General features: G+C 64.3%; 33 protein-coding genes, 1 tRNA gene and 1 pseudogene. 17 read left to right on the top strand and 18 right to left on the bottom strand.

Annotated features, from left to right (window positions below; all coding sequences use genetic code 11):
* The 5 genes from AC1DZP_RS09425 to AC1DZP_RS09405 all read right to left on the bottom strand — a co-directional run bounded on the left by AC1DZP_RS09425 (position 1) and on the right by AC1DZP_RS09405 (position 6322).
* On the bottom strand, positions 1-708 hold the full coding sequence (locus tag AC1DZP_RS09425) for a hypothetical protein (protein ID WP_477301794.1): 708 nt from the start codon (positions 706-708) through the stop codon (positions 1-3).
* A gap of 259 nt (positions 709-967) precedes the next feature.
* Entirely contained in the window at positions 968-3427 is a 2460-nt protein-coding gene (locus tag AC1DZP_RS09420) for a phage tail protein (protein ID WP_477301792.1), read from the bottom strand.
* Positions 3427-4047, bottom strand: a complete 621-nt coding sequence (locus tag AC1DZP_RS09415; RefSeq protein ID WP_477301790.1) for a phage connector family protein — start codon at positions 4045-4047, stop codon at positions 3427-3429. The genes AC1DZP_RS09420 and AC1DZP_RS09415 overlap by 1 nt, the downstream gene beginning before the upstream one ends.
* Positions 4048-4378: 331 nt before the next feature.
* Positions 4379-5368 (bottom strand): Coat protein, encoded by a 990-nt coding sequence (locus AC1DZP_RS09410; RefSeq protein ID WP_477301788.1) that lies wholly within the window; start codon positions 5366-5368, stop codon positions 4379-4381.
* A gap of 42 nt (positions 5369-5410) precedes the next feature.
* On the bottom strand, positions 5411-6322 hold the full coding sequence (locus AC1DZP_RS09405) for a hypothetical protein (protein WP_477301786.1): 912 nt from the start codon (positions 6320-6322) through the stop codon (positions 5411-5413).
* A gap of 463 nt (positions 6323-6785) precedes the next feature.
* On the opposite strand from AC1DZP_RS09405, the gene AC1DZP_RS09400 reads away from it, so the two are divergent.
* Entirely contained in the window at positions 6786-6992 is a 207-nt protein-coding gene (locus AC1DZP_RS09400; RefSeq protein ID WP_477302211.1) for a DUF7674 family protein, read from the top strand.
* Positions 6993-7000: 8 nt separating this feature from the next.
* On the opposite strand, the gene AC1DZP_RS09395 is transcribed toward AC1DZP_RS09400, so the two are convergent.
* Positions 7001-7573, bottom strand: a complete 573-nt coding sequence (locus AC1DZP_RS09395) for a hypothetical protein (RefSeq protein ID WP_477301784.1) — start codon at positions 7571-7573, stop codon at positions 7001-7003.
* A gap of 313 nt (positions 7574-7886) precedes the next feature.
* Here AC1DZP_RS09395 and AC1DZP_RS09390 point away from each other — a divergent pair, with 313 nt between their 5' ends.
* Entirely contained in the window at positions 7887-8207 is a 321-nt protein-coding gene (locus AC1DZP_RS09390; RefSeq protein ID WP_095091384.1) for a YMGG-like glycine zipper-containing protein, read from the top strand.
* A 150-nt stretch (positions 8208-8357) separates the two neighbouring features.
* Here AC1DZP_RS09390 and AC1DZP_RS09385 read toward each other — a convergent pair whose 3' ends face one another.
* Both AC1DZP_RS09385 and AC1DZP_RS09380 read right to left on the bottom strand, forming a co-directional pair.
* Positions 8358-8681 carry a Bbp19 family protein gene (locus tag AC1DZP_RS09385; RefSeq protein ID WP_477301782.1) on the bottom strand — a complete coding sequence of 108 codons (324 nt, stop codon included), beginning with the start codon at positions 8679-8681 and terminating at the stop codon, positions 8358-8360.
* Positions 8678-10465 (bottom strand): portal protein, encoded by a 1788-nt coding sequence (locus AC1DZP_RS09380; protein ID WP_477301780.1) that lies wholly within the window; start codon positions 10463-10465, stop codon positions 8678-8680. The genes AC1DZP_RS09385 and AC1DZP_RS09380 overlap by 4 nt, the downstream gene beginning before the upstream one ends.
* 311 nt (positions 10466-10776) lie before the next feature.
* On the opposite strand from AC1DZP_RS09380, the gene AC1DZP_RS09375 reads away from it, so the two are divergent.
* Positions 10777-11394 (top strand): class I SAM-dependent methyltransferase, encoded by a 618-nt coding sequence (locus AC1DZP_RS09375; protein WP_477301778.1) that lies wholly within the window; start codon positions 10777-10779, stop codon positions 11392-11394.
* 277 nt (positions 11395-11671) lie between these two features.
* On the opposite strand, the gene AC1DZP_RS09370 is transcribed toward AC1DZP_RS09375, so the two are convergent.
* On the bottom strand, positions 11672-12241 hold the full coding sequence (locus AC1DZP_RS09370; RefSeq protein ID WP_477301776.1) for a hypothetical protein: 570 nt from the start codon (positions 12239-12241) through the stop codon (positions 11672-11674).
* A 139-nt stretch (positions 12242-12380) separates the two neighbouring features.
* On the opposite strand from AC1DZP_RS09370, the gene AC1DZP_RS09365 reads away from it, so the two are divergent.
* Positions 12381-12752 (top strand): nuclear transport factor 2 family protein, encoded by a 372-nt coding sequence (locus AC1DZP_RS09365; RefSeq protein WP_477301774.1) that lies wholly within the window; start codon positions 12381-12383, stop codon positions 12750-12752.
* 261 nt (positions 12753-13013) lie between these two features.
* Here the strand turns inward: AC1DZP_RS09365 and AC1DZP_RS09360 are convergent, their stop codons facing one another.
* The 4 genes and pseudogenes from AC1DZP_RS09360 to AC1DZP_RS09345 form a co-directional block, all read right to left on the bottom strand.
* Complete coding sequence (locus AC1DZP_RS09360) at positions 13014-13769, bottom strand: phage terminase large subunit family protein (RefSeq protein WP_477302209.1); 756 nt, start codon at positions 13767-13769, stop codon at positions 13014-13016.
* 219 nt (positions 13770-13988) lie between these two features.
* Positions 13989-14706: pseudogene (locus tag AC1DZP_RS09355) on the bottom strand (terminase large subunit domain-containing protein); the annotation flags it as partial.
* Positions 14648-15055 carry a hypothetical protein gene (locus tag AC1DZP_RS09350; RefSeq protein WP_477301772.1) on the bottom strand — a complete coding sequence of 136 codons (408 nt, stop codon included), beginning with the start codon at positions 15053-15055 and terminating at the stop codon, positions 14648-14650. The gene AC1DZP_RS09350 and the pseudogene AC1DZP_RS09355, both read right to left, overlap by 59 nt.
* The gene (locus AC1DZP_RS09345; RefSeq protein WP_477301770.1) at positions 15048-15572 is read right to left on the bottom strand and encodes a hypothetical protein; all 525 of its coding nucleotides are present in this window, start codon (positions 15570-15572) and stop codon (positions 15048-15050) included. The genes AC1DZP_RS09350 and AC1DZP_RS09345 overlap by 8 nt, the downstream gene beginning before the upstream one ends.
* A 593-nt stretch (positions 15573-16165) precedes the next feature.
* On the opposite strand from AC1DZP_RS09345, the gene AC1DZP_RS09340 reads away from it, so the two are divergent.
* The 4 genes from AC1DZP_RS09340 (at position 16166) to AC1DZP_RS09325 (ending at position 17776) form a co-directional block, all read left to right on the top strand.
* On the top strand, positions 16166-16435 hold the full coding sequence (locus AC1DZP_RS09340) for a hypothetical protein (RefSeq protein WP_477301768.1): 270 nt from the start codon (positions 16166-16168) through the stop codon (positions 16433-16435).
* Between the two features lie 116 nt (positions 16436-16551).
* Positions 16552-16857 (top strand): hypothetical protein, encoded by a 306-nt coding sequence (locus tag AC1DZP_RS09335; RefSeq protein ID WP_095091377.1) that lies wholly within the window; start codon positions 16552-16554, stop codon positions 16855-16857.
* A gap of 83 nt (positions 16858-16940) precedes the next feature.
* Positions 16941-17252, top strand: coding sequence for a hypothetical protein (locus AC1DZP_RS09330; protein ID WP_477301766.1), 312 nt, complete (start codon positions 16941-16943; stop codon positions 17250-17252).
* 170 nt (positions 17253-17422) lie between these two features.
* A complete protein-coding gene (locus AC1DZP_RS09325) occupies positions 17423-17776 on the top strand; it encodes a hypothetical protein (RefSeq protein ID WP_477301764.1) in 354 nt (117 codons plus the stop codon).
* 112 nt (positions 17777-17888) lie between these two features.
* Here the strand turns inward: AC1DZP_RS09325 and AC1DZP_RS09320 are convergent, their stop codons facing one another.
* Complete coding sequence (locus tag AC1DZP_RS09320) at positions 17889-18326, bottom strand: VOC family protein (protein WP_477301762.1); 438 nt, start codon at positions 18324-18326, stop codon at positions 17889-17891.
* 91 nt (positions 18327-18417) lie between these two features.
* Entirely contained in the window at positions 18418-18891 is a 474-nt protein-coding gene (locus AC1DZP_RS09315) for a DoxX family membrane protein (protein ID WP_477301760.1), read from the bottom strand.
* Positions 18892-19110: 219 nt separating this feature from the next.
* Between AC1DZP_RS09315 and AC1DZP_RS09310 the strand changes: the two genes are divergently transcribed.
* From AC1DZP_RS09310 to AC1DZP_RS09290, 5 genes are all read left to right on the top strand, one after another.
* Positions 19111-19302: a hypothetical protein gene (locus AC1DZP_RS09310; protein ID WP_477301758.1), complete on the top strand. Its 192-nt coding sequence runs from the start codon at positions 19111-19113 to the stop codon at positions 19300-19302.
* A gap of 38 nt (positions 19303-19340) precedes the next feature.
* A complete protein-coding gene (locus AC1DZP_RS09305; protein WP_245331371.1) occupies positions 19341-19625 on the top strand; it encodes a DUF3606 domain-containing protein in 285 nt (94 codons plus the stop codon).
* Positions 19626-19727: 102 nt separating this feature from the next.
* Positions 19728-20171, top strand: coding sequence for a GFA family protein (locus tag AC1DZP_RS09300; RefSeq protein ID WP_477301756.1), 444 nt, complete (start codon positions 19728-19730; stop codon positions 20169-20171).
* A gap of 127 nt (positions 20172-20298) precedes the next feature.
* The gene (locus tag AC1DZP_RS09295; RefSeq protein ID WP_477301754.1) at positions 20299-20535 is read left to right on the top strand and encodes a DUF982 domain-containing protein; all 237 of its coding nucleotides are present in this window, start codon (positions 20299-20301) and stop codon (positions 20533-20535) included.
* Positions 20536-20549: 14 nt separating this feature from the next.
* Positions 20550-20795 carry a DUF982 domain-containing protein gene (locus AC1DZP_RS09290; protein ID WP_477301753.1) on the top strand — a complete coding sequence of 82 codons (246 nt, stop codon included), beginning with the start codon at positions 20550-20552 and terminating at the stop codon, positions 20793-20795.
* Positions 20796-20816: 21 nt separating this feature from the next.
* On the opposite strand, the gene AC1DZP_RS09285 is transcribed toward AC1DZP_RS09290, so the two are convergent.
* From AC1DZP_RS09285 to AC1DZP_RS09275, 3 genes are all read right to left on the bottom strand, one after another.
* Positions 20817-21107, bottom strand: coding sequence for a hypothetical protein (locus AC1DZP_RS09285; RefSeq protein WP_477301751.1), 291 nt, complete (start codon positions 21105-21107; stop codon positions 20817-20819).
* Between the two features lie 156 nt (positions 21108-21263).
* The gene (locus AC1DZP_RS09280) at positions 21264-22340 is read right to left on the bottom strand and encodes a sensor histidine kinase (protein WP_477301749.1); all 1077 of its coding nucleotides are present in this window, start codon (positions 22338-22340) and stop codon (positions 21264-21266) included.
* A 154-nt stretch (positions 22341-22494) separates the two neighbouring features.
* Entirely contained in the window at positions 22495-22698 is a 204-nt protein-coding gene (locus AC1DZP_RS09275) for a hypothetical protein (protein WP_477301747.1), read from the bottom strand.
* A 106-nt stretch (positions 22699-22804) separates the two neighbouring features.
* On the opposite strand from AC1DZP_RS09275, the gene AC1DZP_RS09270 reads away from it, so the two are divergent.
* The 4 genes from AC1DZP_RS09270 to AC1DZP_RS09255 all read left to right on the top strand — a co-directional run bounded on the left by AC1DZP_RS09270 (position 22805) and on the right by AC1DZP_RS09255 (position 25771).
* Positions 22805-23098, top strand: a complete 294-nt coding sequence (locus tag AC1DZP_RS09270; protein ID WP_477226866.1) for a hypothetical protein — start codon at positions 22805-22807, stop codon at positions 23096-23098.
* Between the two features lie 136 nt (positions 23099-23234).
* Positions 23235-23525 carry a hypothetical protein gene (locus tag AC1DZP_RS09265; protein ID WP_477301745.1) on the top strand — a complete coding sequence of 97 codons (291 nt, stop codon included), beginning with the start codon at positions 23235-23237 and terminating at the stop codon, positions 23523-23525.
* Positions 23526-23645: 120 nt separating this feature from the next.
* Positions 23646-23719: transfer RNA gene (locus tag AC1DZP_RS09260), tRNA-Gln, on the top strand.
* Between the two features lie 795 nt (positions 23720-24514).
* A complete protein-coding gene (locus tag AC1DZP_RS09255; protein WP_477301743.1) occupies positions 24515-25771 on the top strand; it encodes a glycosyltransferase family 2 protein in 1257 nt (418 codons plus the stop codon).
* Positions 25772-25777 lie beyond the last annotated feature (6 nt).

Below are 25777 nucleotides of genomic sequence, written 5' to 3'. Positions count from 1 at the left end.
TCAGCCTCGTTCGCCCAAGGGTTTGGTTGCGGGAAGGAATTGGCTTTTGACGCCACCGGGACGCCTGACGTCGGGGGGCCTGACTTCGGGACGCTTGACCGGCGCGCCGAGCGCCGGGCGCGGGTCGAGCGCGCCGCCGGGGCTGAGGAAGGTCAGCAGGAGCCTGTCGGCCTGCAGCGCCGGCCGGCTGAGCCGGGCGGGTGCTGCGGCACGCGGCCCGGCCATCGCGGTGCGGCGGGTGGTGGTCAGGTTCACCTTCAAATCGGCGACGCCGGCAGCGTCGAACAGGCCGTTGGCGGTGGCGATCGCGCGGGCCAGCGCATCGGCCTCGAACAATTGCTGGCGCAGCTCTTCGACCAGCCGGTGGACGCAGCGCCAGCGCTCGCCGAGCAGGGCCGCCCTCGCCTTGATCTCGTCGCCAAGCGCTGCGATGTCGGCGCGGGCTTCGCTCTGCGCGACCTCCGCGCGGCGCTTGCCGGCGGCGTCGATGGTCTTTTCCAAGAGCGCGATTGCCGCGTTGCAGTCGTCGAGCGCGGCGCGCGCGGCGGCAAGGTCGCCATCGCCGAACACCGCGCGGTCCTCGGCTTGCGCCAGCTCGGCCCGGCGGCGACGCGCGTCGTTGAGGTCGGTGTCGAGCAAGGCGATGACGGCAGCGAATTCGGCAGCCGTCCGCGCCCTGCCGAGTTGCTCGGCATGGGGGGATGTCATGGGGAGGTCCTTTTGGGGGAGTGAGGGGGCGATCCGCGAAGCGGAAAGGATCAACGCCGACGGGACAGCACCCCCCTCTGGCCTGCCGCCATCTCCCCCGCAAGGAGGGAGATTGGCAGTTCAGGCGTTGCCGCTGCGCCTACAACGTTGGCGATTGGCGAAGGCAGGGGTGCCGTCTGATCTCCCCCCTTGCGGGGGAGATGGCCGGCAGGCCAGAGGGGGGTGGGCGGGAATGCAACCTTCGGCTTGCGCCTCGCCGCTAAGGCTCCGCGTCGAACACCGGCGTGAAGGCGCGGATGGTGCAGGGCGTCGGGTTGACGTGGCGGATCCTCACCCTTCCCTGCCCTTCCCAGCTGTCGTCGATCGGCACCTCGACATTGCCGGTGAACAGCGTTGCCCCGCCGTCCGGCGCGACGATCGAGGGCACGCGCACCGGCTCCCAGCGGCCGCGCATGAGCGATTGCACTTCGAGCCCCGTTGTGTCGGTCTCGAGCAGCGACAGGATCACCTTCGCCACCTTCTTGCGGCGGCCGATGATCGAGCCGTCGCGGCCGCCGACATCGAGCTCCAGCGTGTCGGCGCTCGCCGCATAGGGCAGGCCGAGCTGCCATTTGGCGGATGCGGCCGACCCCGGCGGCAAGGTCACGGTGCCGCCGCTGCTGACGGTCAGGCCGCGATAGACCTTTGTGCCGGCCAGTACATCGACGGACTGGCCGGCGAGATGTAGCGCGCCGCCCACCGTGGTCACCGCCGCGCCGGAATAGGTGAGGCCGCAATCGACCTCGAAGGCGTCGGCGATAGCGCCATACTCGAAGGGCGCGGTCTTGATCTCGATGAAGCGCCTGGTGGCGCCGCCAATGGTGCGCTTGACGACCAGCCAGAGATCGTCGTTGCCGTTCTGGCCGGGCGTCACCACAGCACTTTCGACAAGCGCCCGTCCCAATCCGCCGAAGTCGCCGCCCAGGCGATGCCGGTGCATGCCTCGGACTTCCTGCGATGGCTGATGGGTATAACCGCCAAGCTCGCCATTGCCGAGCGGGAACCACAGCAGGGGATCGGGGTCGGTCTGGAAGGCCAGTTCGACAACGCCAAGCTTTGGGATATGCTCGGAGATCTGGCCGACATCATCGGAGGTGAAACGGCTCTGCGCGGTCTGCGTCAGCTCGGCGATCGATTTGCGCGAGCGGGTGACATAGAGGAACGACTGGCCGGCATCGACCGGACGGATGCGGGCGCAGCCGAAGGTGCGCGAACGCCGGTTCTTGAACGAGGTCGGCGTCAGCGCCTCGTCGATGCCCGAGCCCGACAGGGCCCGCACGCCGCCCGACGTGCCGATCAGCAGCGCGCCGTCGGATTCGGCGATCCAGACGATGTCGTTGGCCTGGCCTCCGCCGGCCTGCACGAACTCCAGCGCGTCGTCGTCCTTCTCGCCGAGCGCGAAATTGTCGAAATCGCCGGTGGCCGAGGCATAGACCGAGAATTTCCGGCTGAAGGCCAGGCGTTCCTCGTAGAGCGAGCCCGACTGGACGTACTTGCCGGGAACGAAGGTACCGAGCCGCCAGCGGGTGATCGGGCCGAGGTCAGGCAGAGCGAAGCCATAAAGCTGGATGGTGACCACGGTGGTGCTGGTGCGGGCGATGATCTTGGCCCAACGCCAGCGCCCGTCCGAGCCGAACAGGCGGACAGCGCGGCCGACATCGCTGGCCTGGAACCCGGTGCCGCCATTGATGCCGACGGTGGAGGAGGCCGTCAGGTTGAACGGCGTCTGGCTGGCGGCGGCGCGATTGAAGGTCAGTTCGGCGAAGTCGACATCGGTGGCGCCGTCGATCGCCTTCCAGGTGAAGCGATGGTATTCAAATCCGGTCTTGTTGACGAACTCGTAGAAGCGGGTTTCACCGGCGTTCCAGGCGATCTCGCTGGTTCGGGTGTCGAGCGCCACCCATGTCGTGCCATTGTTCGACCCTTCGAGCACCCAGTTCGTCGGCGTCCTGTCCTGGGTGCCGCCCGAGCGTGCGGTCAGCGTGTAGTTTTCGACGATGACCTGCGCGCCGCCGGCCGTGCGGTAGGTGACGGAACCGGTATCACCGACAGTGCCGACGTGGCTGACGCTGTCCTTGTCGAACACTTTCCAGGCGTCCACGGACCCGCCAAAGCCCGACACCGTGCCGCTTGGCGCAGCGTTGGATGTCATCGGCGGCGTCAGCGAACCGTAGTCGGACGGGACCAGCGCCGTCGCCGTGGCATTGATCGGGTCATAGGGACCGTCGAGGAACTGGTAGTCGCTCAGGGCCCATGCGGTCTGCGCGGTGCGCGTCAGCACCTTGGTCGGATAGGTCTCATGGGTGATCCACATCTGGTCCGCGGATTGCACGAACTGGAGGTTGAACAGGTCGGCCTCGAGATACGGCGTCACCACCTCGACCGTGCCGACGCGGGCGCCATAGGCGTACACGCGGATGTAGAGGTCGCCGAATTCGAGCGCGTAGGCCTGGTTGGCCGAAAAGATGAAAGGGATCAGCCGCGTCTTCTTCGTCGAGATCTTCACCTCGCCGGCAAAGTAGGTGCCGCCGCGCTTGCGGATGCCGCCATGCGGCAGCGTGACGAAGTTCTCGCATTTGGCCAGTGCCGCCCGATAGAAATCGAGCGAGGCGCGTGCGTGCAGGCGCGGCGAGATCTCACCGCGGGTGAAGACGTCCTGGACCGGATAAAGCGTCGTCATCAGCGCAAGATCCCGCTGTCGCCGGGCGCGACCCGGTTGTCGCCGCGCTGGTACGCCCAGGACGCGGTGTAGGAGCGGCCGCCGCGCTGGATGGCGCTGGCGTTGAGCGCGGCGTCAAGCGCCCGGTCATAGGCCGAGCGGGCTATGTCGATCAGGCCCGACTTGTGGGTCAGCGGATGCGCGACCTTGATGGCGAGCGCCGCCACCAGCACTTCGGTGAACAGCGCGTCCCAGTCGTTCGGATCGGTGAGGTTGGCGACATAGCGGATCGCCAGCGGCCCGGGCTGGTCGCTGTAGATGAGGTCAGCCTCCTGCCGCCACGAGATTGGCACGCCATCCGGTTCGCCATTGCGGGTCGGCGGCAGCGGCCGCAGGCAGTCGGCCGGCAACTCGTAGGCGAAGTTCAAGCTGCTCACGTCGCCGCCAGTGTCCGAGCCCGCCACCGTGGCGCGCAGGATCGCGAACACCCAGGCATATTTGGTCAGCTCCGCCTCCCGCGTCAGGTCGAAATGCAGGTTGATGAGGCGCGCAGCCTTGACGTCCTGGTCGAGACTGTCGATCGGCGCCTCGTCGAGCACGGCAAGCGCCATGTTGGCGATATCGAGTGGGGTGATGGCCATGGGGTCAGCGCCTCCGTGAACGGGGTTGATGGGGATATCTTCGGGAATGAAAAAAGCCGCTGCGAAGCGGCTTGGAGATCGGATGGCGATAATCAGAGATCGCGCTCGACGGCGCCCCCCTCTGGCCTGCCGGCCATCTCCCCCTCAAAGGGGGAGATCGGATGTCACGCCGGCCTTCGCCAATCTCAAACGTTGACGAAGACGCCCGGCTTTGAAACTGCCAATCTCCCCACTTGTGGGGGAGATGGCCGGCAGGCCAGAGGGGGGCGCGACGGAACGCAGCTTTGGAAAGGAGCGGGCGCAACGCCCCCGCCCCTCATCCTCGGCCCGATCAGGCCTCGGTCGTCTTCAGCGCAATAAACGTCATCGCCTTGACGCTCGACGCGGTGCGGTCCCAGTTGGCCGCCAGCGCCAGTTCCGCATCGGTGGCGAATTCGCCGGCCGAGGCGGCGTCGAGGAAGCGGGTGCCGGGAACATGCGGCACGAAGTGCCTTCGGCCGACCATTTCGGTGACGCCGCCGCCATGGCCCTGGCGCGGCTTGCGGTCGAACTCCAGCGGCCCGCCCTCGGTGTTGACCGGCAGTTCGTTCCACAGGATCGCCTTGTCCTTGAACATGAACGCGGTGTAGACGCCGGTCACCACCGGAATGTCGTCGTCGACGACGGCGCGCAGCCCCATGTAATAAGGGATCAGCGGCCCGCCCTGCTGCGAGGACGGCACATAGTCGATGAGGTCGGCGAGCTTCAGCGCCTTCATCTGTTTGGAGTGCATCCAGATCGTCTTGAACTTGTCGGCGCGGTCGCCCATCAGATAGGCGGCCTCGATGATGTCGGTGTCGACAATGGAGGCCCCGGTGGTGCGCACCAGATCGCCGCCGTCATTGGCGATGTTGTCGGCGACGACGCCTTTCAGGATGCCGAGCAAGGTCAGCTTGTTGGCGCGCTGCCAGTACTCGGTCTGCCGCTTGACGATCAGCTTCTGCGGATCGTCTCCCGCCAGGATCGAGGTCAGGTCCGGAACGCCCCACGCCTGGGCACGGACATTGCGGGCGGCGACCTCGCGACGCGAGCCGATCTTCTTCATCTCGATCGAATCGGCCGGATCGTCATTGACCGGCTCGGACGGGTCGTTGCCGAGATCCTTCCAGCCGGGCATGTCGACCGAGCGGCCACCCATAGACAGTTTCGAGGCGATGGCCGGGTCGGAAAACAGGATTCCGGCCTGGTAGATTTCGAGTGATTGGACATGTTCCTCGAACGCATATTGCGCATAGACGGAGGGAACGATCGCGTCCGCGATACGGGTGTAGGCATCTGCCATTTTTCTCTTCCTTTTGCGTTGGTTAGCGGTGATCTCTCAAAGTCAGCGAGGATTATTCGGCATCCACCGATCCGGGTCCTCACCGGCTTCGCGGGCCAGCCTCCGGGCACGGGCGGGGTCGCTTTTGACGAGGGCTGAAATCGCCGAAATGTTGCGTTCGCCGGCGGCGTTGCGCTTGAACGGATTGGCTCCGCTGAAAGCAGCACTGCCGTCGATCGTGTCTTCCGTGAACATCGCCTCGCCGATGGCGTGGAACGCCTTGGCGATCTGCGGATCGGTCAGCGCCCCGTCAGGCAGAAGGATGCCCTTCGCCTTGTAGGCGTCGACCAGACCGAGCTTCTTCATCGCCCGGTTGGCGACCTCGAGCCTCCGGCGAAAGCCGTCGCTGTCGGTCGGCCCCCAGTCCCTGACAAGGTCGTCATGGGTGGCCTCGACCGAGCGGGCGAGCGCGATCTCCTGTGCTTTTGCCTGCTCGGCCATGTAGCCGACGAACTTGTCGTGATAGGCCTGCGCGGTCTTCGGCGAGGCGCCGGCTTCAACTGCCCAGGCCTTGGACGCCTGGGCGAGCTCGTCCGAATAGGCGAAATTTTCCGGCAACCCTTCCGGGCGCCGGTACTCGACCTTTTCGGACGAGGTGACCGGACGCATCGCCTCGGGCAGCCGGGCATGAAACCGGTCCCAGTCTTCCCGGGATGCGTCGGGCTGGGGAATGCGCAGGCTCTCACCCTGCTGCCGCTCCAGCTCCGCATAGGATGTGAAAACCCGATCGAGGCTTTCAGGCTTGGTCCAGCCCTTGGTTTCAGCGAGCTTGCGGTTGCCTTCGGAAAGACCGTCAAACCAACTTTGGGCGACAGGCGCGGCGGACCCGTTGTCCGCACCTGCCGGTGACCATGCCGGGTTGCCCGCCGGCTGCGCACGCGCCGCCACGGACCCGGCGTCTGCCAGATCTGTCATGTGATGTTCCCTTCTTCTCCTTCTCCCTCTGTGGGAGAAGGTGGATCGGCGCGAAGCGCCGAGACGGTTGAGGGTTGTTGGAAGAAATGAGGCGTTGGAGTTTCCGCGTTCATACGCGACCAAGAGGCAAAGGGCGTTGCCAAGCTGGAACACCCCTCATCCGACCGAGCTTCGCTCGGCCACCTTCTCCCACAGGGGCAGAAGGGGAAGACCTTGCAAGCCGGATGACTTGGGGCGACAACGAACACATGCCCGCTAAGGACGGAACTCCTGATTTCACTTTCGACGGCTCGAACATGTTCGGGCCGCTCTTGCTTGCAGAGCCGTCATTTCGTGACGAATGGGACACGTTCCTGAATCAGTGGGGCGCTGAAGCGGAGAAACCGCAGTACCTCGCCTTGTCGCAGTTGGCGCACCACCTGATCGACAAACTAGAGGCCAAAGACACCAACCGCTCGACGCCATTTTTGATGTCGTCGAGCAATGGATTGTTGGAGGCAACCGCTCTGTGCGGGAGGCAGCGATTGTCGGACTGCTCGAAGACCTGCAGAACCAAGGCCTGCATCGAACCACCAGCCCCGACGACTTCATGTCATGGCTGCGGCCGCAGTCCGCCATCTGGTGGACGAAACTCCATGCGTTCTGGTCCGACGGCACCCCACTGGCCTAAGCAGGGCCCTAGGCGTTATCGCCCCAGTTCTCCCACAACACCGTAATCGTGCCGGTCACCGCGATCGTCCCATCGGCATCGATATCGGTGCCGGTGGGCAAGGCGAGGTTGAGATAGAGATCGACCGGCGTGGTGGTGCCATCCAGCGTCGCGGCGGCGGCGATGTCGGCGGTCGAGGCGGTGGAGAGTGCCGCACCGGCGCCGTCCAGCGTGCGCGCGGTGGCGGCGAGCACGTTGACCATGGTCGAGGCCAGCGTCGCGCTCGATGCCGCCGACGAGCCGAGCGACCAGGTGAGTGCCGCATTGTCATTGATGGTCGCCGCGCGGGGGCTGAGTACGGCGAACTGCAATCTTGCCGTGCCGCCCTTGATGCGCACCTTGCCGTCGGTGAAGTCGAAGATCTTCTGGCTGGCATAGGCCAGCGCGTCGGTGACCGGCACCGGCATGGCACTGAACGAAAAGACGGTGCGGAAGGCGCCGCCCTGCCCTGATGTGACGGCTTTCAGGCCGGCTTTCGGCGGGGCAAGGCCGGCGTCGCGGGCCGCGGCGCGAACAAGTGTGCGGGGAAGACCTCTGGTCATTGGTATGTCTCCATTGTTTGAGTGAGGAGTGGTGCGCGCAGCGCATGGGAAGCCAATTGCTTGGCTTTCCAAACGACGAACGCCCGGAGCGATAGCGAAGGGCCGGGCGCAGCCAGGCCGAACCGGCAAAGGCTGAATCATTCTGACAAGGATCGGCGCTACCGCCTTGTTCGCATGAGGTGTTTTCGGGCCTCGGTCCATCAACGCCCGAGAAACCCTGTCTTATATCGTGAGGCCTGGTGCCCCCGTTCCGCCGCAATGCGGCGGCACGTGGCGAGCGATAGGGATTTCAGGCATTCAAGGGAGACTTCATATGAACTTTCACAAAGCCATCGCCGCCGTGCTGATGACTGCAGCACTTGCAGGCTGCGCACAGACCGAAGGCCAGCAGAGAGCCGGAACCGGCGCGCTGATCGGCGGCGCCGGCGGCGCCCTCGTCGGCCAGGCCATTGGCGGCAACACCAAGAGCACGGTCATTGGCGCGGCCAGCGGCGCCCTGCTCGGCGCGGTTGTCGGCTCGGCCACCACCCCGCAACCGCAACGCCGCGGCGAACAGATGTGCCGCTACCAGGACCGCGACGGCCGCATCTACACCGCACCCTGCGACGACCGGTATTATAACGGCGACTATTGAGTATCAGCCCCCTTCTCCACGTTCACGGGGGGAAGGTCCCGGTAGGGGGATGAGGGGCAGCGCCATGTTGCGAAATGCTGGCACCGCCCCTCACCTGCCTGCCGGCATCCTCTCCCCGTGAACGGGGAGAGGGACGCAGCTTGAGCGTTCCTACCCCTCCTCCGCCCTTGCCGCGTTCTCCAGCGCCACCAGCTGCGCCTCGTCCAGCGTCAGAAATCCCATGATGTGCTGCACCACTTCGGCGCGTGCGTTGCTGAGCGCGCTGTGCAGCTCGAAGCCGTTGGGTGTGCGGGTCCGCGCCATCCACTCGCCATAGGATGGGCGCCTGTAGTAGCCGACCGTCGCCGCGAGGTCGGCCAGCACCATCTCGCCGTCGGTGCCGGAAAACACCCTGAGATACGCCTTGGCCAGCGCCTCGCGTGCCTTGGTTGGGCCGCCTGCCTGCGCGGAATGGGCGAAGCGTTTGTGGCTCATGCGCCGCCACCCGCAGCGCCCCGACCACCCGCCGCTCCCGATGTTCCCTGTACACCTTCACCAGCCGGCCCGGCGTGTCCCTGCAGCATGCCTTGCAACCCGTCGAGCAGCCCGCTGTCGCGCGCCTGCACGGCCGCCGGCACGGCATCCTTGGCCGCCTTTCCGGCGCTGGCGATCGCCGCCATGCCGGCCTGAGCCTGGCTTGCCTTGGCGCGGGCATCGCGCAGGCTGTCGACCTCTTGCCTGCGGCGGAAAATGCGCTGCGGGCTGCGGCCGGCGCCCTGCACGATCTTGATCGCCTCGTCACTGTCGATGTTGTCCATCACGCCGGGATCGAACTGCGCCATCTGCATGGCCGTCGTCACCACCTGGATGGTGTCGCGCGCCTCGGCCGAGCGGCGCAGCACGTCAAGCGGGCCGGTGAAGGTCGGCCGCACGGCCTTGCCGGCGAGGCTCGCCGGCGGCAGGAATCGGCTGTCTTCGTCATAGAGCCCCTTGTCCTCGAGAATGCCGAGCTCGCGGTCGAGATTGGTGGCAAAGCCGGCCTGGATGATCGAGCCGGAGGGCCCGAGCAGCGCGCCCTTTTCTTCTTGCCTGATCAGCGCTTCGGTGGCCGTCATCTGCGGGTTCTGCACCAGTGTCTGGAACAGGTTGACGAACATCATGTCGCGGATCTCGTCGGCGCGGCTCTGAGCGTAGTTGAAGGCATAGGTCGGGTTCTGCCCGGTCGAGATCGGCGCGATCAGCGGCCTGCCATTGTCGTCGATCAGGCCGGGATAGTTCTCGCCGGGATTGAGCACAGGCACATAGTCGAGCCTGGCTTTCGAGGCGGTGGCCGGATCGGTGATCTGCTGCAGCGCGCGCAAGCCCGACCGGCGCACGGCGTTTTCCTCGCGCACGGTGGTCAGCGCCTCGATGGTCGGCGAGATGCCGTACGGATCGCCCTCGTAGCGGCGCCAGTTGAAGGTCGACACCGGGAAGGTGCGAAAGCCGCTTTCCCGCACGATCTCCTCCTCGTCCTCGATGACGTGGTAGGAGGCAAACGCCGTGTCGAGATACTGTGTGTGGTCGCCCAGCCTGTACATCTTGCGCTCGTCGCGCGGCTGGATGCACTGGACCAGCGAGATCTTGGTCTCGCATTTGGCCGGATCGTCGACCAGCATCTTGATGCGCGCCGGCAGCTTTTCATAGCCGAGCAGCTGTGCGGCCTGCCGCGCGGTGCGCTGGTAGCGGCGGTGAAAGATGTCGACCTGGCCCCAGCGGTTGCGGCTGAGATAGCCCTCGACCACGGGGATCGAGGCATAGCGGATCAGCGTCGAGCCAAACCCTTCCTCGGCATAGAGATAGGCCGGGCCATAGCGCACGACATTGCGCAGGCAGGCCTGTGTCGCCGGCACGAAGTTCGAGTTGGCGGAGTAGCGCAGCGAAAACAGGAAATCGCGCAAGGATTCCGCCCATTCCTTTTCCTCGTCGGTCTCCTCGTCGTTCATTTCGGCGGTCGACAGGCCGTGCCATTTTTCCGACTGCGGAATGATCAGGCTTTCGAGGCCTGCAGCGAGCCGGTTGGCGGCCGAGTTGATGGTGTTGGCGTAGACCCGCGCGCCCCGCCGCTCCTGCCGCTCGGCCTGCGAACCCGCCCCACCGCCACGGCGGCCGCCCCATATGTCGGGCGCGTCGGGATCGCAGAACTCCGCCACCTGCTCCCACACCGCCTCATACTGGCTGCGCTCGCTCTCGAGCTCGGACTGGCGGGACAGGATATCGCGGGCACGGGAATCGGTCATGGGATGTCTCACTTGTTTGGCGCTGCGGGGCTGCCGATTGATTGGAAATGCAGAGGGACAGCACCCCCCTCTGTCCTGCCGGACATCTCCCCCGCAAGGGGGGAGATCGGACGTCGCGACCGCCTTCTCCAAGCGCGAACGTTGCAGGAAAAGTAAGGCCATGAAGCCGCCAATCTCCCCCCTTGCGGGGGAGATGTCCGGCAGGACAGAGGGGGGTGTGAAGGATCGCCAGCCTCTCAATCGCCCCTGTCATCTTTTGCCCACCTGGCGGTGCTACGAGTTTCTCGCGGCGGGTTTTGGAGGAGGTCGATGTGACGACGACAAGCCTTGCCGGCACCCTGAAGAACCGCGGCAAACAGGTGGCCAAACGCCTGCTTGGCTATGATTCCCGCAACTGGCTGCGCATCCGCCAGATCGAGGCGTTCACCGTCTTCCTCGAAGCCGGAAACCGCAAAGCCGCCGACGTGATCGAGATCTCGCCCGGCTGGAACCGCACCTGGCGGGCGATGTGCCCCAACTACCGCAGCGTCGATTTCCCAGCCTTCGACATCTGCAAGGACCGCACCGACGAGCAATATTCCATCGTCATCGCCGACCAGGTGCTGGAACATGTGCGGCGGCCGCTGGCGGCGGTGCAGAACATCCACGCCATGACCCGGTCCGGAGGCTGGGCGATGGTGGCGACACCCTTCCTGTTCCGCGTCCACGCCAGGCCGCACGACTACAACCGGTGGACACCGGCCGGCCTCAAGCAATTGATGGTCGAGGGCGGTTTTTCCGAAGCCAGCGTCAAGGTCCATGGCTGGGGCAACAAGGCCTGCGCCAGGGCCCATATCGGCGGCCCCGTCCGCGCCTACGGCCTGTGGCGCGATCTCAGCAACGACGAGGAATACCCGCTGATGGTCTGGGCCTTCGCCAAGAAGGGGTGAGCTATAAGCATCGAGGGGCGCGACAGCTCTCGACGGACAGCAGCGGCGAAGCTGCCAATCTCCCCCGCAAGGGGGGAGATCAGCTGACCCTCACCCCCGCCGTCTCACCAGCCGCGCATGCCTTCGCCAATACCACCACGCCAGCACGCGCTTCCTGAAACTGCGCTTCATCGCGGTCATGGTCTAAAGCCCCAGAAGCACGCGACGCTGGCCGGTGAGGCTTGCCGGCGCGAGGTCGGTCTTGATGGTGCTGAGCGTTCCCTGGCGCTGTTCGAGCTCAGCCCTGAGCGCCGCCTCGCGCGCCTGCACGTCCTTGTCCTCGGCCGTCGGTGTCGGCGGCAGCGGCTTCAGTTCCGGTGGTTTTTGAAACAGGCACATGGTTCCAGCCTTCTCTTGTCCAGTCATAGAGGAAAAAATCTTCGCCGCTCCTGCCGTAGCCAGGCAGCAGGCAACGTTGCGTGGCGCCGAGCCGGCCAAGCCAGCGCAACGCCAGTTCATTCGCAGCCAGCGCCCGCGCCTCGACCCGCCACGCACCACGCGCAGCCACCTGAGGCCCGAGCACGGTGTGAAAAAACACGGTGATCCCAGGCACGCAGCGCTTCATGCGGCGCGTGCCCCAGCTCCAGGCGATCCACAGCCCGCTACGCTGCTCGGCGGCGCCAAAGCCGGCCTCCGGATTGCCGTCGAGCTCGGCGACATAGGCAAACCCCTGCAACGCCGTCAGCGCCAGCAGCGCCGGCGACCACTGGTCAAGCTGGCAGTCGATCTCGGCGCGGTCTTCCGCGCGCAGGTTGGCGGCGATGTAGGAGAGATCGCGCAGCGTGGCGGGGATGATGCGGAGGGTCATGAACTGGCCAGAGCGATGGGGTGCGCTTCCGGCTTTCGGGCGGAGTCTCGAAGGCCCGCACACTTGACCGGCCCCGTCGCCGGTGACCTACTTCGGACATCGAACACGCAGGCTACCGACGACTGGAGGAGACGGGCGAATGGACATTCGATCGACACTGACGGAGCTATGCGATGCCTTCAACGCCCACGATCTCGATCGCATCATGGCGTTCTTTGCCGACGATTGCGTCCTGGAGATGCCGAGGGGGAGCATGCCTTGGGGCACGCTTTGCGAGGGCAAGCGCAACGTACGAGACGCGCTGGCGACACGCTTCGAAGGCTTGCCCGATGTCCACTACGGCAACGGCCAACATTTTGCGGATGCGGCCGCCGATACCGGCATCTCGAAATGGACCCTCACAGGCACCACCCGCGAGGGTGTGAGAAAGGAAGTCCATGGTTGCGACTTCTACACGTTTCGCGACGGCAAGGTGATCCGCAAGGATTCCTACTGGAAAATCGTGGAGTGACCCACGGGATCAATTCGGGACATCGCAGCTATTCCAAGCGGCGGAAATGATACGGACGGCATGGTGGCCGAAGCCTCGCCGCTTCGTCATCCCAGGGCGAAGCAGGAGCGAAGCGACGTCGCGGAGACCCTGGGATCCATGCCGTGACCTCGGCCGACGCATGCAGCGGCGCAGAATTTCTGTGCCGTCGCGACGCTTGGAAGTCGCGGCATGGATCCTCGGGTCAAGCCCGAGGATAACGAAGCACGTGGCACTTCGCCCTCACCTAAATTCCCCCAGCGGATCGCTCTGCCCCGCCTGTCGCCGCGCGCTCCTGAATTCCGCCGGATCGACCACAGCCTCCCGCAGCATCATCACGCCGTAACGAGTCGCCGCCATCAGATCGTCGCGCAGTTTTACAACCTGGCCGTCCCTGCGATGATAAAGCCGAAATTCCTCGAACCAGGGCGCAAGCGTCGAGAACACCTTGAAGCGGCCGGATTGCATGCGGTCGAGCATCTCCATCAACCCGGCCTCGACCGAGACCGAACCGTCGGCGAATTGCGCGTGGCGGGTCAGCATGTTCAGCCCGTGCGCCGAGTACTGCCGGGCGAGCGCCACGCCGGCCCCTTCCAGAGTTTCGCGGCGGCCGTCGCGCGGCCACGCCCAGGGCAGCCATTCGCCCCATGGCTTCAGGGTCAGCGTCTGCATCGCCGGCGTCTGCTGCGAAGCGCGGCAGGCTTTCGCGACATAGACGACATCGGCCTCCGTATCCCAGGCAAGCTCGACCGCGGCCGACGGATGGTCCCAGCCGAAATCGAGCGCCCCGATGCGCGGCCAGTAGCGCGGCAGCCGGAACGGCGTGCAGGCGATCGTTTCCTCGGCCACCGGAAAGATGCGGCCGGAGCCCAGCACAGGAATGCCGCGAGCGCGCGCCTCCCGCTCATGCGCCGGATAGGCGGCAACGATCGCCGCGCGCTCCTGGGGTGAATAATGCTCGGCATCGTCGATGGTCATGAAGGTGACGTGACGGGTCATGGCGAACTCCTGAATCAACTTGCGAGACGAAGGGGGTATCACGTTGTTAAGGCGCGATTTTCGGGCTTGGCGCGGCGGTTCTTTCCTTCTCCCCTTGTGGGAGAAGGTGGATCGGCGCGCAGCGCCGAGACGGTTGAGGGGTGCTGGAAGAAATGCCTTCACTGCCCAGCTGGAACACCCCTCATCCGACCGAGCTTCGCTCGGCCACCTTCTCCCACAAGGGGAGAAGGGAAGTCCTGCGTCCTCACCCCTTCCCCATTCCCCCCACCTCTTCCGCCGACAGGAACAACAGCACCACATCCGACATACCGAGCAGCGGGGTGAAGGTGACGATGGTGATGCCGCCAGTGGCGTTGGTGCGGGTCAGGCCTTCGGAATAGATGTCGAGCGGCGGTTCCTCGTCGAACCAGACGCCGTGCAGCGTCTCGCCCTGCCATTTCTCGCGGCCCTTTTCGAAGCTCTTGAACGACAGCACCGATTGATCGGCCTGCACGTCGCCGCCGCCGCCCCAGCGCACCACGACGCTGTCGAGCGCGCCCGGCGCGCCGCGTCCCATGATGGTGTGCACAATAGCGTCGGCAGGGATCATGCCGGTGCCCCAGGCCGCCTGGTGCTGCGGCGGGCCGACAAGCACGCGCTGAGGGTTGTCGCGCGTGCCCTCGCCGGTCACGCCTGCCGCCCACAGCCGGACCGCGCCGTCAAAGACCTTGCCTTGCCACCACGAGGGGTAGCGGCCGGTCAGGTGCATGGCCCATTCGGCGCCGCCGGCCCTGGTCTTGCCGAGCTGGTTGCCGGCCATGAACAGCCGTTCGCGGTTCTGCGCGCCCGCGGCATGGAACTCGGCTTGCCTGGCATAGGGTCGGTAGGCGGCAAGCTGGTTAGTGCGGCGCCTGCGGTCCAGTTCCGCCAGCAGCGCCAGATATTCCGTCTTCGCCATCGAGGTCTTCGAGGAACGGCTTGAGGGCGGCTTCGAGGCCGCGGATACGGCTGCGGATCTCGTCATCGCTTAAGCCGTCCAGTTGGTTGATGGAAACATGCAGACCCTTTGGCAAATCCTTGGGCAGCACCGAAAGCACGATCTTCAGATACTGGTCGGGCTTGTCGGCACGCACCTCGGCGATGACGCCGGCGCCATGAGTGCGGAAATCGGCGCGCACGGCCGCCAGGAAATCATCACCCAGCGTCTTTTTCGCGCGCTTCGGCCGGTGCCTGGCGGCGGGCTTGGTGGCTGGCGTCGCGGTCCGGCGCTTCGGCGCCCGGCGAGCCGACGGCGGTTTGTCAGCCATGCTCGCCCCCTGTGGTCTTTGCGGCGGCCGTCCTGGATTTCGCCACCGTGGATTTTGATCGAGCGGTTTTTTTCACCCTCGATTTCGCCACTTTGGATTTCGCGACTTGCGATCTCGCCACTTTGGATTTTGATCGGGCGAGGCGCTTGCGCGGCTTGCCGGCTGCCCGAGCCGACTTGGCCGGACCGGCCTCCGTCTCTGTCGCGCCGGCCGGTGTTGCCGCTTCGGATCTCGCCGCGCCGGAACCCGCCGCACCAGATTGGCCGGCAAGGCGCAGCCGCTTCATCAGCCGTGCCGCCCCTGTCGCCAGGTCGCTGCCACCCAGCGATCCCAGGCCAAATCCGAAGCAGCCGGCCGCATCCACCGGACCGCCGCGCACCATGCCGATCTGCACGCCGGGCGCGACCTGCTCGATAAGGCCGTGACGGGCTTGCGGCGCCGCCCCCTCGAACTCGCCAATGTCGCTGACGACCTCGCGGCCGTCATCGTCGGTGATGATGGTGGCGTAGCGGACCATGGGGAGTTCTCAAGGATTGCGAAGGGTCGTCAGGTTGGCAGCTTCAGCGCCTCGCCATTCTTGCAGCGTGGGCGATTGGCGAAAGCTGGGATGACAGCCGATCTCCCCCCTCGTGGGAGAGATGTCCGGCAGGACAGAGGGGGGCGCTGTCCGCCAACATTCAAGTGGTTCTCAAAGGCGCGTCGATAGACAGACGCCAGAAACAAAAAACCCGCCTCGGCGGCGGGTCGTTGGCGCAAATCAGCACCATGGACAAATATGTAGCATAGCTGCCCTCACCTCGTCAACGGTTTTCTGTGAAAAAATTCCTATACCGGTTTTCCCGATAAGAAACCGCGCAGGTTCTGGCGCACTGCCAAAGGACACCCAAAAACAAAAAACCCGCCTGCGCGGCGGGTCTGGAGGTCGTTGGCGCAAATCAGCACGATAGCCAAATCAACAGAACAATTGCCCTCACCGGACAACCCGGTCGGCATGCGAGCGGCGGCAAGGGCTGGACTTTTCGTGTCGGCTTTTCATAAGCCGACATCTGTGAGACCGTTAGCTGAAGCTCATGGAATGATTCGCGTCGTACGGCCTTGTAGGAGAGGGCGATGGACAGACCAACCATGGCATCCGTCTTCAGGGTGCGGCATGCGCCGGCCACGGTTTCGGGTGTGCGCAGCACCGGTCAGGGACAGGCGGATCCGATCATCCGCGTGCGCTCGCTTGGCGAGGCGATCCGCTTCGTCGCCCACGCCTACCCCCAATACGACATCAGCGCCGTCGCCATCGCCGCGGCAGATCCCTCGATCCCCCGCCTCGGGGGTCTGGAAGTGAAAGCGCTGTGGCGCGAATATGGCGAGCGCCTGACGCAGGAATAGGCATTTCCAGGCAGCCAGCTCTGTGATCTTTTGCGACCTCGACTACGCCCTGCCCTCACCGCCGGAGCGGAAACGCCGCTGGCGCGTTTTCGATCATAGCCACGGGAGCAATCGCCATGAACGTCGCCAATCTGCAACTCGAAGGCCTGCTGATGGCCGTCGCGTCGATCAACCACCTCCTGGTTCAAAAGGGGGTGCTGACGGCGGAGGAAATAGACCTGGCCTTGCGCAAGGCCGAGGCCGGCGAAATCAGCCAGGAGCGGTCCGAAGGCATGTCCGCGTCAAGCCGCGACGCTGTCAGCTTTCCGATACGGCTGCTGGAACTGGCCAATCAATGTCAGCCGGAGGCGGACATGCCCTCCTTTTCAAAGCTCGCCCGCATGGTCGGCCAGATCAAGGAGCCCTACAACGACCAGATGTGAGGGCGCCAACGCGCTTGAAAATCAACATGGCCCCTTGCCATGACGCGTTTATGTCCATCCATCGGGATCGGAGGGTGTTTGCGATGGGAGATCAGAAGGCACGCGAGCAGCGGTCGCCGCCGGCGGACAAGGACCTCTCCTATGAACGCGACGGCAGGGATGGTTACGGCGAGAACAACAAGTCGAAGCGCAAGGCCATCCCGCTGTTCAAGGCCAGATCCAATCGCCAGGGCCGCCATGGTGCGAAGGTCGCCGTCGACGGCATGACAGGCGAGGAGCGCGACGCCGACGAAGCCAAACTGCAGGCGGCCGACTTCAAGGCATCGAAGCCGTGGAAAACCAAGTCGCCGGACATTCCGCTTGGCGATTATCTGAAGAGGAAACGGAAAGACTAGCCAATGCCGGCTTCAGGCGGGTTGGCACGACCGCGCCCGGCTCCTCCCTCGGGGCGCAGGGTCCAGGGCCAGCGGATGGACCAACTATTTTGCCTTGCATGATCTCTCAAGCATCTTGCTTATGTTACACAGTTTTGCTTGGCTTCAATGCTGTTGATTTGGGGGGACATATGAGATTTGAATCGCGCCTTGGCGCGTTGCTTCTTGGCGCCGTCATGCTGGCCGGTTGCACAACACTCAGCGAGGGCGAGTTCAACAACGCCCAGGCCGTCCTCAGCGGCAGCCCGGCGATCAAGGCCAAAGTCATCAAGGAGTGCATTTCGGACCAGGCTAAACTGCCGCTGGCCGAGAGAAAGACCGTCGCCGAAGTCGTCAACGTCAGCCTGGAGCGCCAGCCGGCAACGACCTGCAATCGCCTTTGGAATGCCGTCGCCAGAGGACGCATAACCTATGCCGACTACCGCAATCTCTCGTCGCCATCGGCCGACAGCAGCAAGGTGATCAAAATCCTGCAAGGCCGGTAGCCGGCCTTCGGCCCGGCCAGGCTGCACCAATGGATGTCGCGCGCGCTTTAGCCACCTGGCTCGGGCCGCGCGCTGCCTTGCCTACGCCCGGCCCGGCCACCCCGAATTGCACTCAGCTGAGTTCTTGGGCGAGTCCGATGAGAAGCCCTTCAGGCCCGCGGATGTAGCAGAGCCGATACACGTCCTTATACTGGACCACTTCGCCGACGAGCTGCGCGCCGCGATTGCTGAGCCTTTCAAGCGTCTCGTCGATGTCGTCCACGGTGAACATGACGCGGAGGTAGCCCAGAGCGTTGACCGGGGCGTTGCGGTGATCCGCGACGGGACGCGGCGTGAGGAAGCGGGAGAGCTCGAGCCGGCCGTGGCCGTCCGGTGTGCGCATCATGGCAATCTCGACGCGCTGATCGCCCAGTCCAGTGACACGTCCGGCCCATTCTCCTTCGATCGTGGCCCGCCCTTCGAGCTCGAGGCCGAGCTCGCGAAAGAAATCAATCGTCTGACCGAGGTCATCGACGACGATCCCTACATTGTCCATCCGTTTGAGCGCCATGTGTCCATCTCCAAGGTTTCGTCCGGGCCGTAAACTCATAAGACTGCTTGCCAGGTGAGCAAGTGGTTGATCCCGGGCTAGCGACGAGCGCCTACGCCCGGCCCGGCCATCCCGGATTGAGCGACAGCACCCTGCCCGGGCCATGCACCGCCGCGAACAGCAGTCCAGCCATGAACGAAAAATGGTCGATGAAGAAGCCGAACTCGGCCTGGTTGCCGGCCCAGTGGCTGGGTCCATGGAAGGAAAAGCCGAGGAACAGCACATAGGCGGCGGCGACCAGGGCCGCCGGTGTGAAGAAGGCGCCGGTCAGCAAGCACAGCACGAGCGCGGCTTCCAGCAGCGCCGCGCACCAGGCCAGGAACAGCGGAAACGGAAAGCCGGCGGCGGCGATATAGCCGGCGGTGTCGCCCATGCCCATGAACTTGAAGGTCACGGCCATCAGGAACACGCCGGCGAAGATCAGGCGGGCGATGAGAAGCGCCGCGGTCTGCCACGGTGCCTGAATGCTTTGCGACTGAGTGGTTTGCGACTGAATGATTTGCGACTGAATGATTTGCGACGACATGGTCTTTTCTCCAGGATTGCAATGGGCTCCGACCCAAGGACGGGCGACCGGCGCCAAATCCGACACATCAGCCAGATTTTTTGTGGGAATCCCCCGATGCAGGCGCCCTGCCCCGGCGCCAAGACACCTCTAACCCGTTGAATCCACTGGTGCGGCAAAACCGATTTCACTTTGCCGGCTGATGTTATGATGGCGCCGCACTTAAACGGGGAACAGGACATGGCCAAGGCATTGACCATCGCCGCGCTGCAACATCCGGTGACGAGCGCCGCGTATGAACAGGAATGCAGGGAGATGCTCGTCCCGCATCTCGACGCGCTGCTCAACAAGGTCGAGGCCGCCGGCTGGGAGCGCGGACAGGCCGCGTCGGCGCTGATGTATCTCGCCGCCAAGCGCCTGACGCCCGCCTGATGCTATAGCGGCAACGCCGGCGGCACGGCGATATTGTCGTGGCCTTGGAACTCGCGACGGCCGATCTGTGTTATGTCCTGTTGATCGTGGAATCGGGCGCCGACGGCTGCGCGTTTCCACGGCAACAGAAAGCGAGGCCTGAAATGGCTGACGACAAGTCGAAGACGAAGCAGGACCGCAAGCTGGTTTCGAGCGAGGAGCCTTACGAGGTCGCTGCCTTTGCCCGGAAATACGGCATTCCGCCAAGCGAGGCGCAAACCATCATCAAGCGCTATGGGCCGTCGCGCAAGAAACTCGACGCCCATATGGCGGCCCGCGGCTAGGTCCAATGGGATCGGGATGGGGCTTTGTCCTGGGCGAAACATCTGGGACGATCTCCTGTCCCGCCCGACCCCGCAGCAGACTGACAAGATGGAGGTCGCATCATGTCCGACACCATACGCAGGACCGGCAGTTGCCTGTGCGGCGGCGTGCAGTTCGAGGTCCACGGCGCGCCGCTCAGAATCGGGCTCTGCCATTGCAAGGACTGCCGAAAGGCCAGCGGCTCGGTCTATTCGGCCTATGCCATCTGGCCGCGCGAGGCCTTTGAGACGACGGGCATCGTCAGTTCCTATGGCACGCGCAGCTTTTGCCCGACCTGCGGCGGTCGGGTCGCCTGGGTCGACGACAACGAGGCCGAGGTGATGATCGGCAGCCTGGACGTCGCGCCGACCGATCTCATGCCCGAATACGAGTTGTGGACCAGCCGCCGAGAGACATGGCTGCATGCCTTGCCCGGCACCGAGCAGTTCGAGCATGACCGGCCAACCCCGAACGCCGCCGAATTGCCGCCGCCGAGGCCCTTGTCGGATGCCGTTGCAGGCGACTGAAATTTTGATCTCGAAGGCAGGGAACCCTGCCCTGTTGCCGACGTTATCCGGCGCCTCGTTTTGTGCACGTCGTCCCGAAACCTCCGCGCACCTTTCGGGCGGCATGCACCAGTCAAGGAGACGACCGTTGAACGACAAGATGTTTCCCCATCCGATCAGACTGAAATTTAGCCCCGGGCGCGAGCGCGTGGTGCGCAGTGCCTGGGAAAGCCTCGAATGCCTCAGCGACTGGCCAGCGGGCCAGGGCCGGCGCTACCGGGCGGCGTGGCGCAGCTGCCGCGATGCACTGGATGGCTGGACGCCGCCGGAAAAGGCGATGCGGGCAATGGTCGACGCCGCGCGCGAAGCAAAACTCCTCCATTAGCGGGAAAACAGGACATGGCCGAGCCGATGCTGTCGACACCGATGCGGATCAGGCCGCATGGCTCGGACACGATCCGCGACATCACCACGCTGAAGGATGCCAGCGAAATCCTGATCGACTGGCCGCAAGCCGAGCGCGGCCCGTTCTATCAGGCCGCGCGCGAACAGATCGAAGCGGCGCTGGAAAACAAGGCGGGTGCCGCCCAGGCGCAGGAAGCTTTCATCGCCCTGTGCAACCAGGCCGGCGTGCTGGTCCGCTAATCCTTTCGGCTGCCGTGCCTCCTACTGCGCCGGCGGCTGGGCCGGCACTTCGCCCGGCTTGATGATCGGTGTCTTGCCTTCATCGGGGGCCGGCGTGGCCATCCCCTGATCGCCGGTGGCCGGCGGTTTCAGCACCCCGCCGCAGTCATTGAGCGTGTCCGTCAGATTGTCGCTGCCAGGCTGCTGTTTTGCGCCTTGTTCGGTCTGGACCCGGCATTTGTCGGTCTGCGACCCAGGGTCCTGCTGCTGGCCCGTTTGCGCCGCTGCCGACAGCGCCAGCAGGGTGAATGGCACGATGGCGAGGATTCTCATCTCGGCCTCCTTGTTCCCGTCACGGCCGCTCGCGGCGACCCTTCCCTTCACGGGGACAACGCCTGTCGATGGAAAAGGTTGGCCGTCGGCGAAGCCGGGTTGAGTTCAAGCCGATGCAGCGCCCCAAAGGTTAGGTGAACCGACCGGGCCGGACCCTCACAGGTCGAAAGACGACTCCGCGGCAGCCATTTCGGCGCCGAGCTGCGGAACGACGATCGATTCCACCGGCGCCGTCAGCGACCAGCTGACACGACCCGGGTTGCGCTCCAGGACCGCCGAGCCGTTCAGCGATTGGGGCGCGACCCGCTGCAGGACGACCGTGCCAAAGCCCTTGCGCGTGGCTTCGTCTTGCCGTCCCCCTGGCCGGTCGCCTTCAGGCACCGGCATCGTTTCGTCCCAGACGAGATGGATTTCCCGCTTGCCCGAAGCACCGGCGGCGATCTGCCAGGTGATCTCGAGCCTCCCGGCATCGACCGCCAGCGCGCCATATTTGGAAGAGTTGGTGCCAAGCTCGTGAAATGCCATGCCGAGATTTTGCACGGCGTTCGGCTGCAAGGTCAGCAGCGGTCCCGACAGCGATACCTGTCCCTCGTGGCCGAACGGCTTGAGCTGCTCCTGGATGAGGTCGAAGAGGCTGGCGCCCGCCCATTCCGAGTTGACCAGCAGGTCGTGCGACCGCGATAGCGCCATGATGCGGGATCGGATGAGCTCTTCGAACTCGCGCGGATCGGTCGAGCGCTTGCTCGTCTCCCTGACCATCGAGAGGATCACCGCGAACTGGTTCTTGACGCGATGGTTCACCTCCCGCAACAACAGCCTGATCCGGCGCTCGCTCTCCTTGGTCGCGGTGATGTCGCGGGCGATCTTCGAGGCGCCGATGATCTCGCCTATTGCGTTTCTGATCGGCGAGACGGTCAGCGATACGGCAATGAACCCGCCATCCTTGCGGCGCCGGATCGTCTCATAGCTGGCGACGAGTTGGCCATTGCGAACCCGGCTGATGATGTCGACCTCTTCATCCCTGAGGTGATCGGGAATGAGCATCAGCACCGATTTGCCGACAGCCTCCTCGGCGGTGTAACCGAACATGCGCTGCGCCGCCCCGTTCCAGCTGGTGATGATGCTGTTCAGATCCTTGCTGATGATGGCGTCGAAGGATGAATCGACGATAGCCGCCAGCCGTGCGTCGGCGGGAGGGTCGAGCGGACCGTTGATGCTTGCCAATTCTGTCATTGCCCACCTTCCCCCGTCACGTCGCCCTCACGGCGTGACAACGTTCCACCCCATGCCCAGCAATGCATGGTGGCGCGTTTGGTTGCAATCGACGGGCGACATTCATTGGCCGGCGGCGACAGCCACCGAAGGGCGCGGACCAAAAGCTTCGCAATCAGTTCGGTTCGGGGGCGACGTCGTCCGGGGCGTCAAGCGGAGGATCGGCGTCGGGATACCGTTGCGGACAATCCTCGTAGCGGTGGTCGCGGCCGCCGCAGAAGGAACAACACATGGCTTCGCGATCCTCGTCTCCAGGTGGCCATTGCGGGGTCTCGTAGGGTTTCCTGCCGTCCATCCCCAGCAATGCGCGACGCGGCATTTGGTTGCGCCGCAAAAAACGGCCAACTGGCTGTTGCGGAACCGCTGGAAGGGATGCGAGTTTCGGGTGACACGTTTGCTTGGTATGTGAAACGCTGAGGTACGCCATGCTCATCCGCCGAATTGCTTTGACGACAGCGGCCATGCTGCTTGCCGCAACCAGCCTCGCCGAGGCCCGGCCCGACACCCGCACGATGGGCTGCCAGGAGCTTCAGCAGCTGATCCAGAGCCGCCGCGCAGTGGTGCTGACCACCGGCCCCAACACCTATGACCGCTATGTCAGGCAATTCGGCATCGAATGCGACTGGCCGGAGGTGCCGACGTCGGCCTATGTCCCGACCCGTGACGGCAGCTGCCCGGTCTACCGCTGCGACCAGGCGATCGGCGATCTCCCGGATTGACGGCGACGGCTTGCCGCCAATTGCCGATCGCCAGTTACTCGATTAAAATAGGATCGCGCTGTTGCCGAACCGCTGGCGGGGATGCGAGTTTTGCGTGACAGGTTTGCTTGGTACGTGAACCGCTGAGGTAACCACCATGCCCATCCATCGAACTGCCTTGACGACTGTAGCGATGCTGCTTGCCGCGACCGGTCTCACCGAGGCCCGGCCCGACACCCGCACAATGAGCTGCCAACAGCTCCAACAACTGATCCAGAGCCGCCGCGCCGTGGTGCTGACCACCGGCCCCAACACCTATGACCGCTATGTCAGGCAGTTCGGCAACGAATGCGACTGGCCCGACGCGCCGATGTCGGCCTATGTCCCGACCCGTGACGGCCGCTGCCCGGTCCACAGGTGCGCCGAGCCGGTTGGCCGTCTCCCGTGACGGTGACGGCTTGCTGACAATTGCCGATCGCGGTTGCCGATCGCCGATTAGCCGATCGCAAGAGGATCGCGTTGATCCCGGCGCGCGAACCGGCTAGGGGTGTCGGCGCAGGTTGCATTTTCCCGCTTCGTCTAATGGTAGGACAGCGCCCTTTGAAGGCGTGAATCGTGGTTCGAGCCCATGAGCGGGAACCAAGAAAATCAACGACTTAGACAAAATTCGTGGCGGCGGTACCGATAAGAGACCCAATAAGCAACGCCGCAGGAAGCCGCTTTTGGGATCGCCGGAGCGGTTTTTGATAGCACAAACATGCTTAATGGTCCTGTCTTCGCTAGCGGTCTCTCGCGTCAATGAGGTTTTTGGCATGCTTTCGCAAACGATCAGGCGTCCGAGAGCGTGCCGTTGAGTTGGGACGTCGTTTTGCGTCACCTTTTCGCGAGCTTTCGGTAGTCCGGCCTTGGCGGCCTTGATGGGCTGAGTAAGTTCGGCCAACAGCGGATTCATCCCTTCCTGGGGTAGGAGCATCTTCTGCTTGGCCTGGCATCTGGATTAGGCCCTATCCACCAGTCGCTCCTTGGTGCGTGGACGGGCTGCCCTTTCACGGCGGTAACAGGGGTTCGATTCCCGTTGGGCGTACCAGACTTTCAATAACTTGAGGTCAATCCGCAATCTGCGGTCCCGACAAGAGACCCGAAAAGCAACCCACAGAATCCATTTTCTGAATGTTACGCAAACGACGGTCTTCGGATCGGTTCCTCTCGTTTTGCGCTAAACGCTGGCGTGGCGCGTCCTTGCGGCCACCACGTGCGCAAGCGCCAGCGCCTCCAGCCAGCAAGGGCAACGCCGACAATGTAGCCCGGCAGCAGCCGGCGACTGGAAGGGTGCGCTTCGTGGTCTATTAAGCAAGCCCGATGAATCCAAGCGCCGATAGTCGTGGTTTCAGCGCTTTCGTGCTTAGCTACCAAGTTACATTTCGGGAGATGGCCAGCATGCTCGCGATGGTGCAAACGCTGTCCGAAACCAATCTGTCCTTGCTTGCCTTTTCGGCGTTGATCTTCGACATACCGCGCTACACCTTGTCGCTGGTGTCATTGGTTCTGTTCGGAACATGGCGGAAGTCGCAGTACGGCCCAGTGCGCTCCGACCATCCTTCGGTGAGTGTGATAGTGCCGACGTTCAACGGCGGGGCTGGACTGCATCCGACAATCGCCTCGTTGCATCGCCAGACCCAACGGCCGGTCCAAATCATCATCGTCGACGACGGTTCGACAGACGATACGCGCGCGACCGCGGAGCAGGCGCGCGCTCTTGGCCTTGTCGACATGGTGATTTGCCATGGTACTCGCTGCGGTCGAAGCGCGGCGATCAACGCCGCGGCCAGGTTCGCAAGCGCTGACCTACTCATGACCGTTGATGCGGACACGATTTTCGAATCCACCGCGGTCGAGCGGCTCGCCTCGGTGTTCAGCGATCCGCGGGTGGGTGGCGCGAGCTGCAACATTGGGATTGTCAACGAGAGCGAATCGCTTTGGACCGGCCTTCAAAGCATCGAGTACCTGATGTCGATTAGCGCTGGGCGGTCCGTGCTCGACATCGTCGGCGCCATCGCGTGCCTTTCGGGCGCCTGCTCGACCTATCGGCGCGAGGTATTCCTGCGGCAGGGCGGGCTCGACGTCGGACCTGGTGAGGATCTGGAGTTCACGCTGCGGCTGCGACGACTGGGTTATGTGGTTCGCTTCGTCCCCAACGCGTGGGCCGGAACGCTCGGTCCGGTCAGTGGCGTCAGCCTGTTGCGCCAACGCGCCCGATGGGATCGTGATGCGCTGCGTGTCCGTCTGATGATGTATGGCGAGCTAGGATTGTTCCAAGGCCGCGAGCGCCTGAGGGACTCGTTGCAACGGCTGGACTTCATCATATTCGACCTCGTCCCGACCCTGAGCCTTCCGTTCTATCTGGCCTATGTGGTGCTGCTGTTCGGCAGCCAAGCGTTTACGTTCCTCGTCGCAATCTATGTCCTGCTGCTCTGGTTATCATTTTTCAACATGGCACTCGCCTTGGTTATGTTTGACCGATCGGCCAGTTTTTTTCGGCTGGGCTTGGCGCTGATCTTTCCATTCTACCAAGGTGTCTACCTGAAATGCGCCCGCTTCTTCTCCTATTCGTCGGAGATCATCTTTGCCACATCACGGCATGACGACTTTGTTCCACCGCGCGTCCGTCGTGCGCTGTTCGGAGGCCCCGTTTGAAGGAGG

The organism is Mesorhizobium sp. P2_F8 (genome assembly GCF_056403655.1).
The sequence above is the reverse complement of the archived record's forward strand: the minus strand, read 5'-3'. Positions and strand labels throughout refer to the sequence as shown.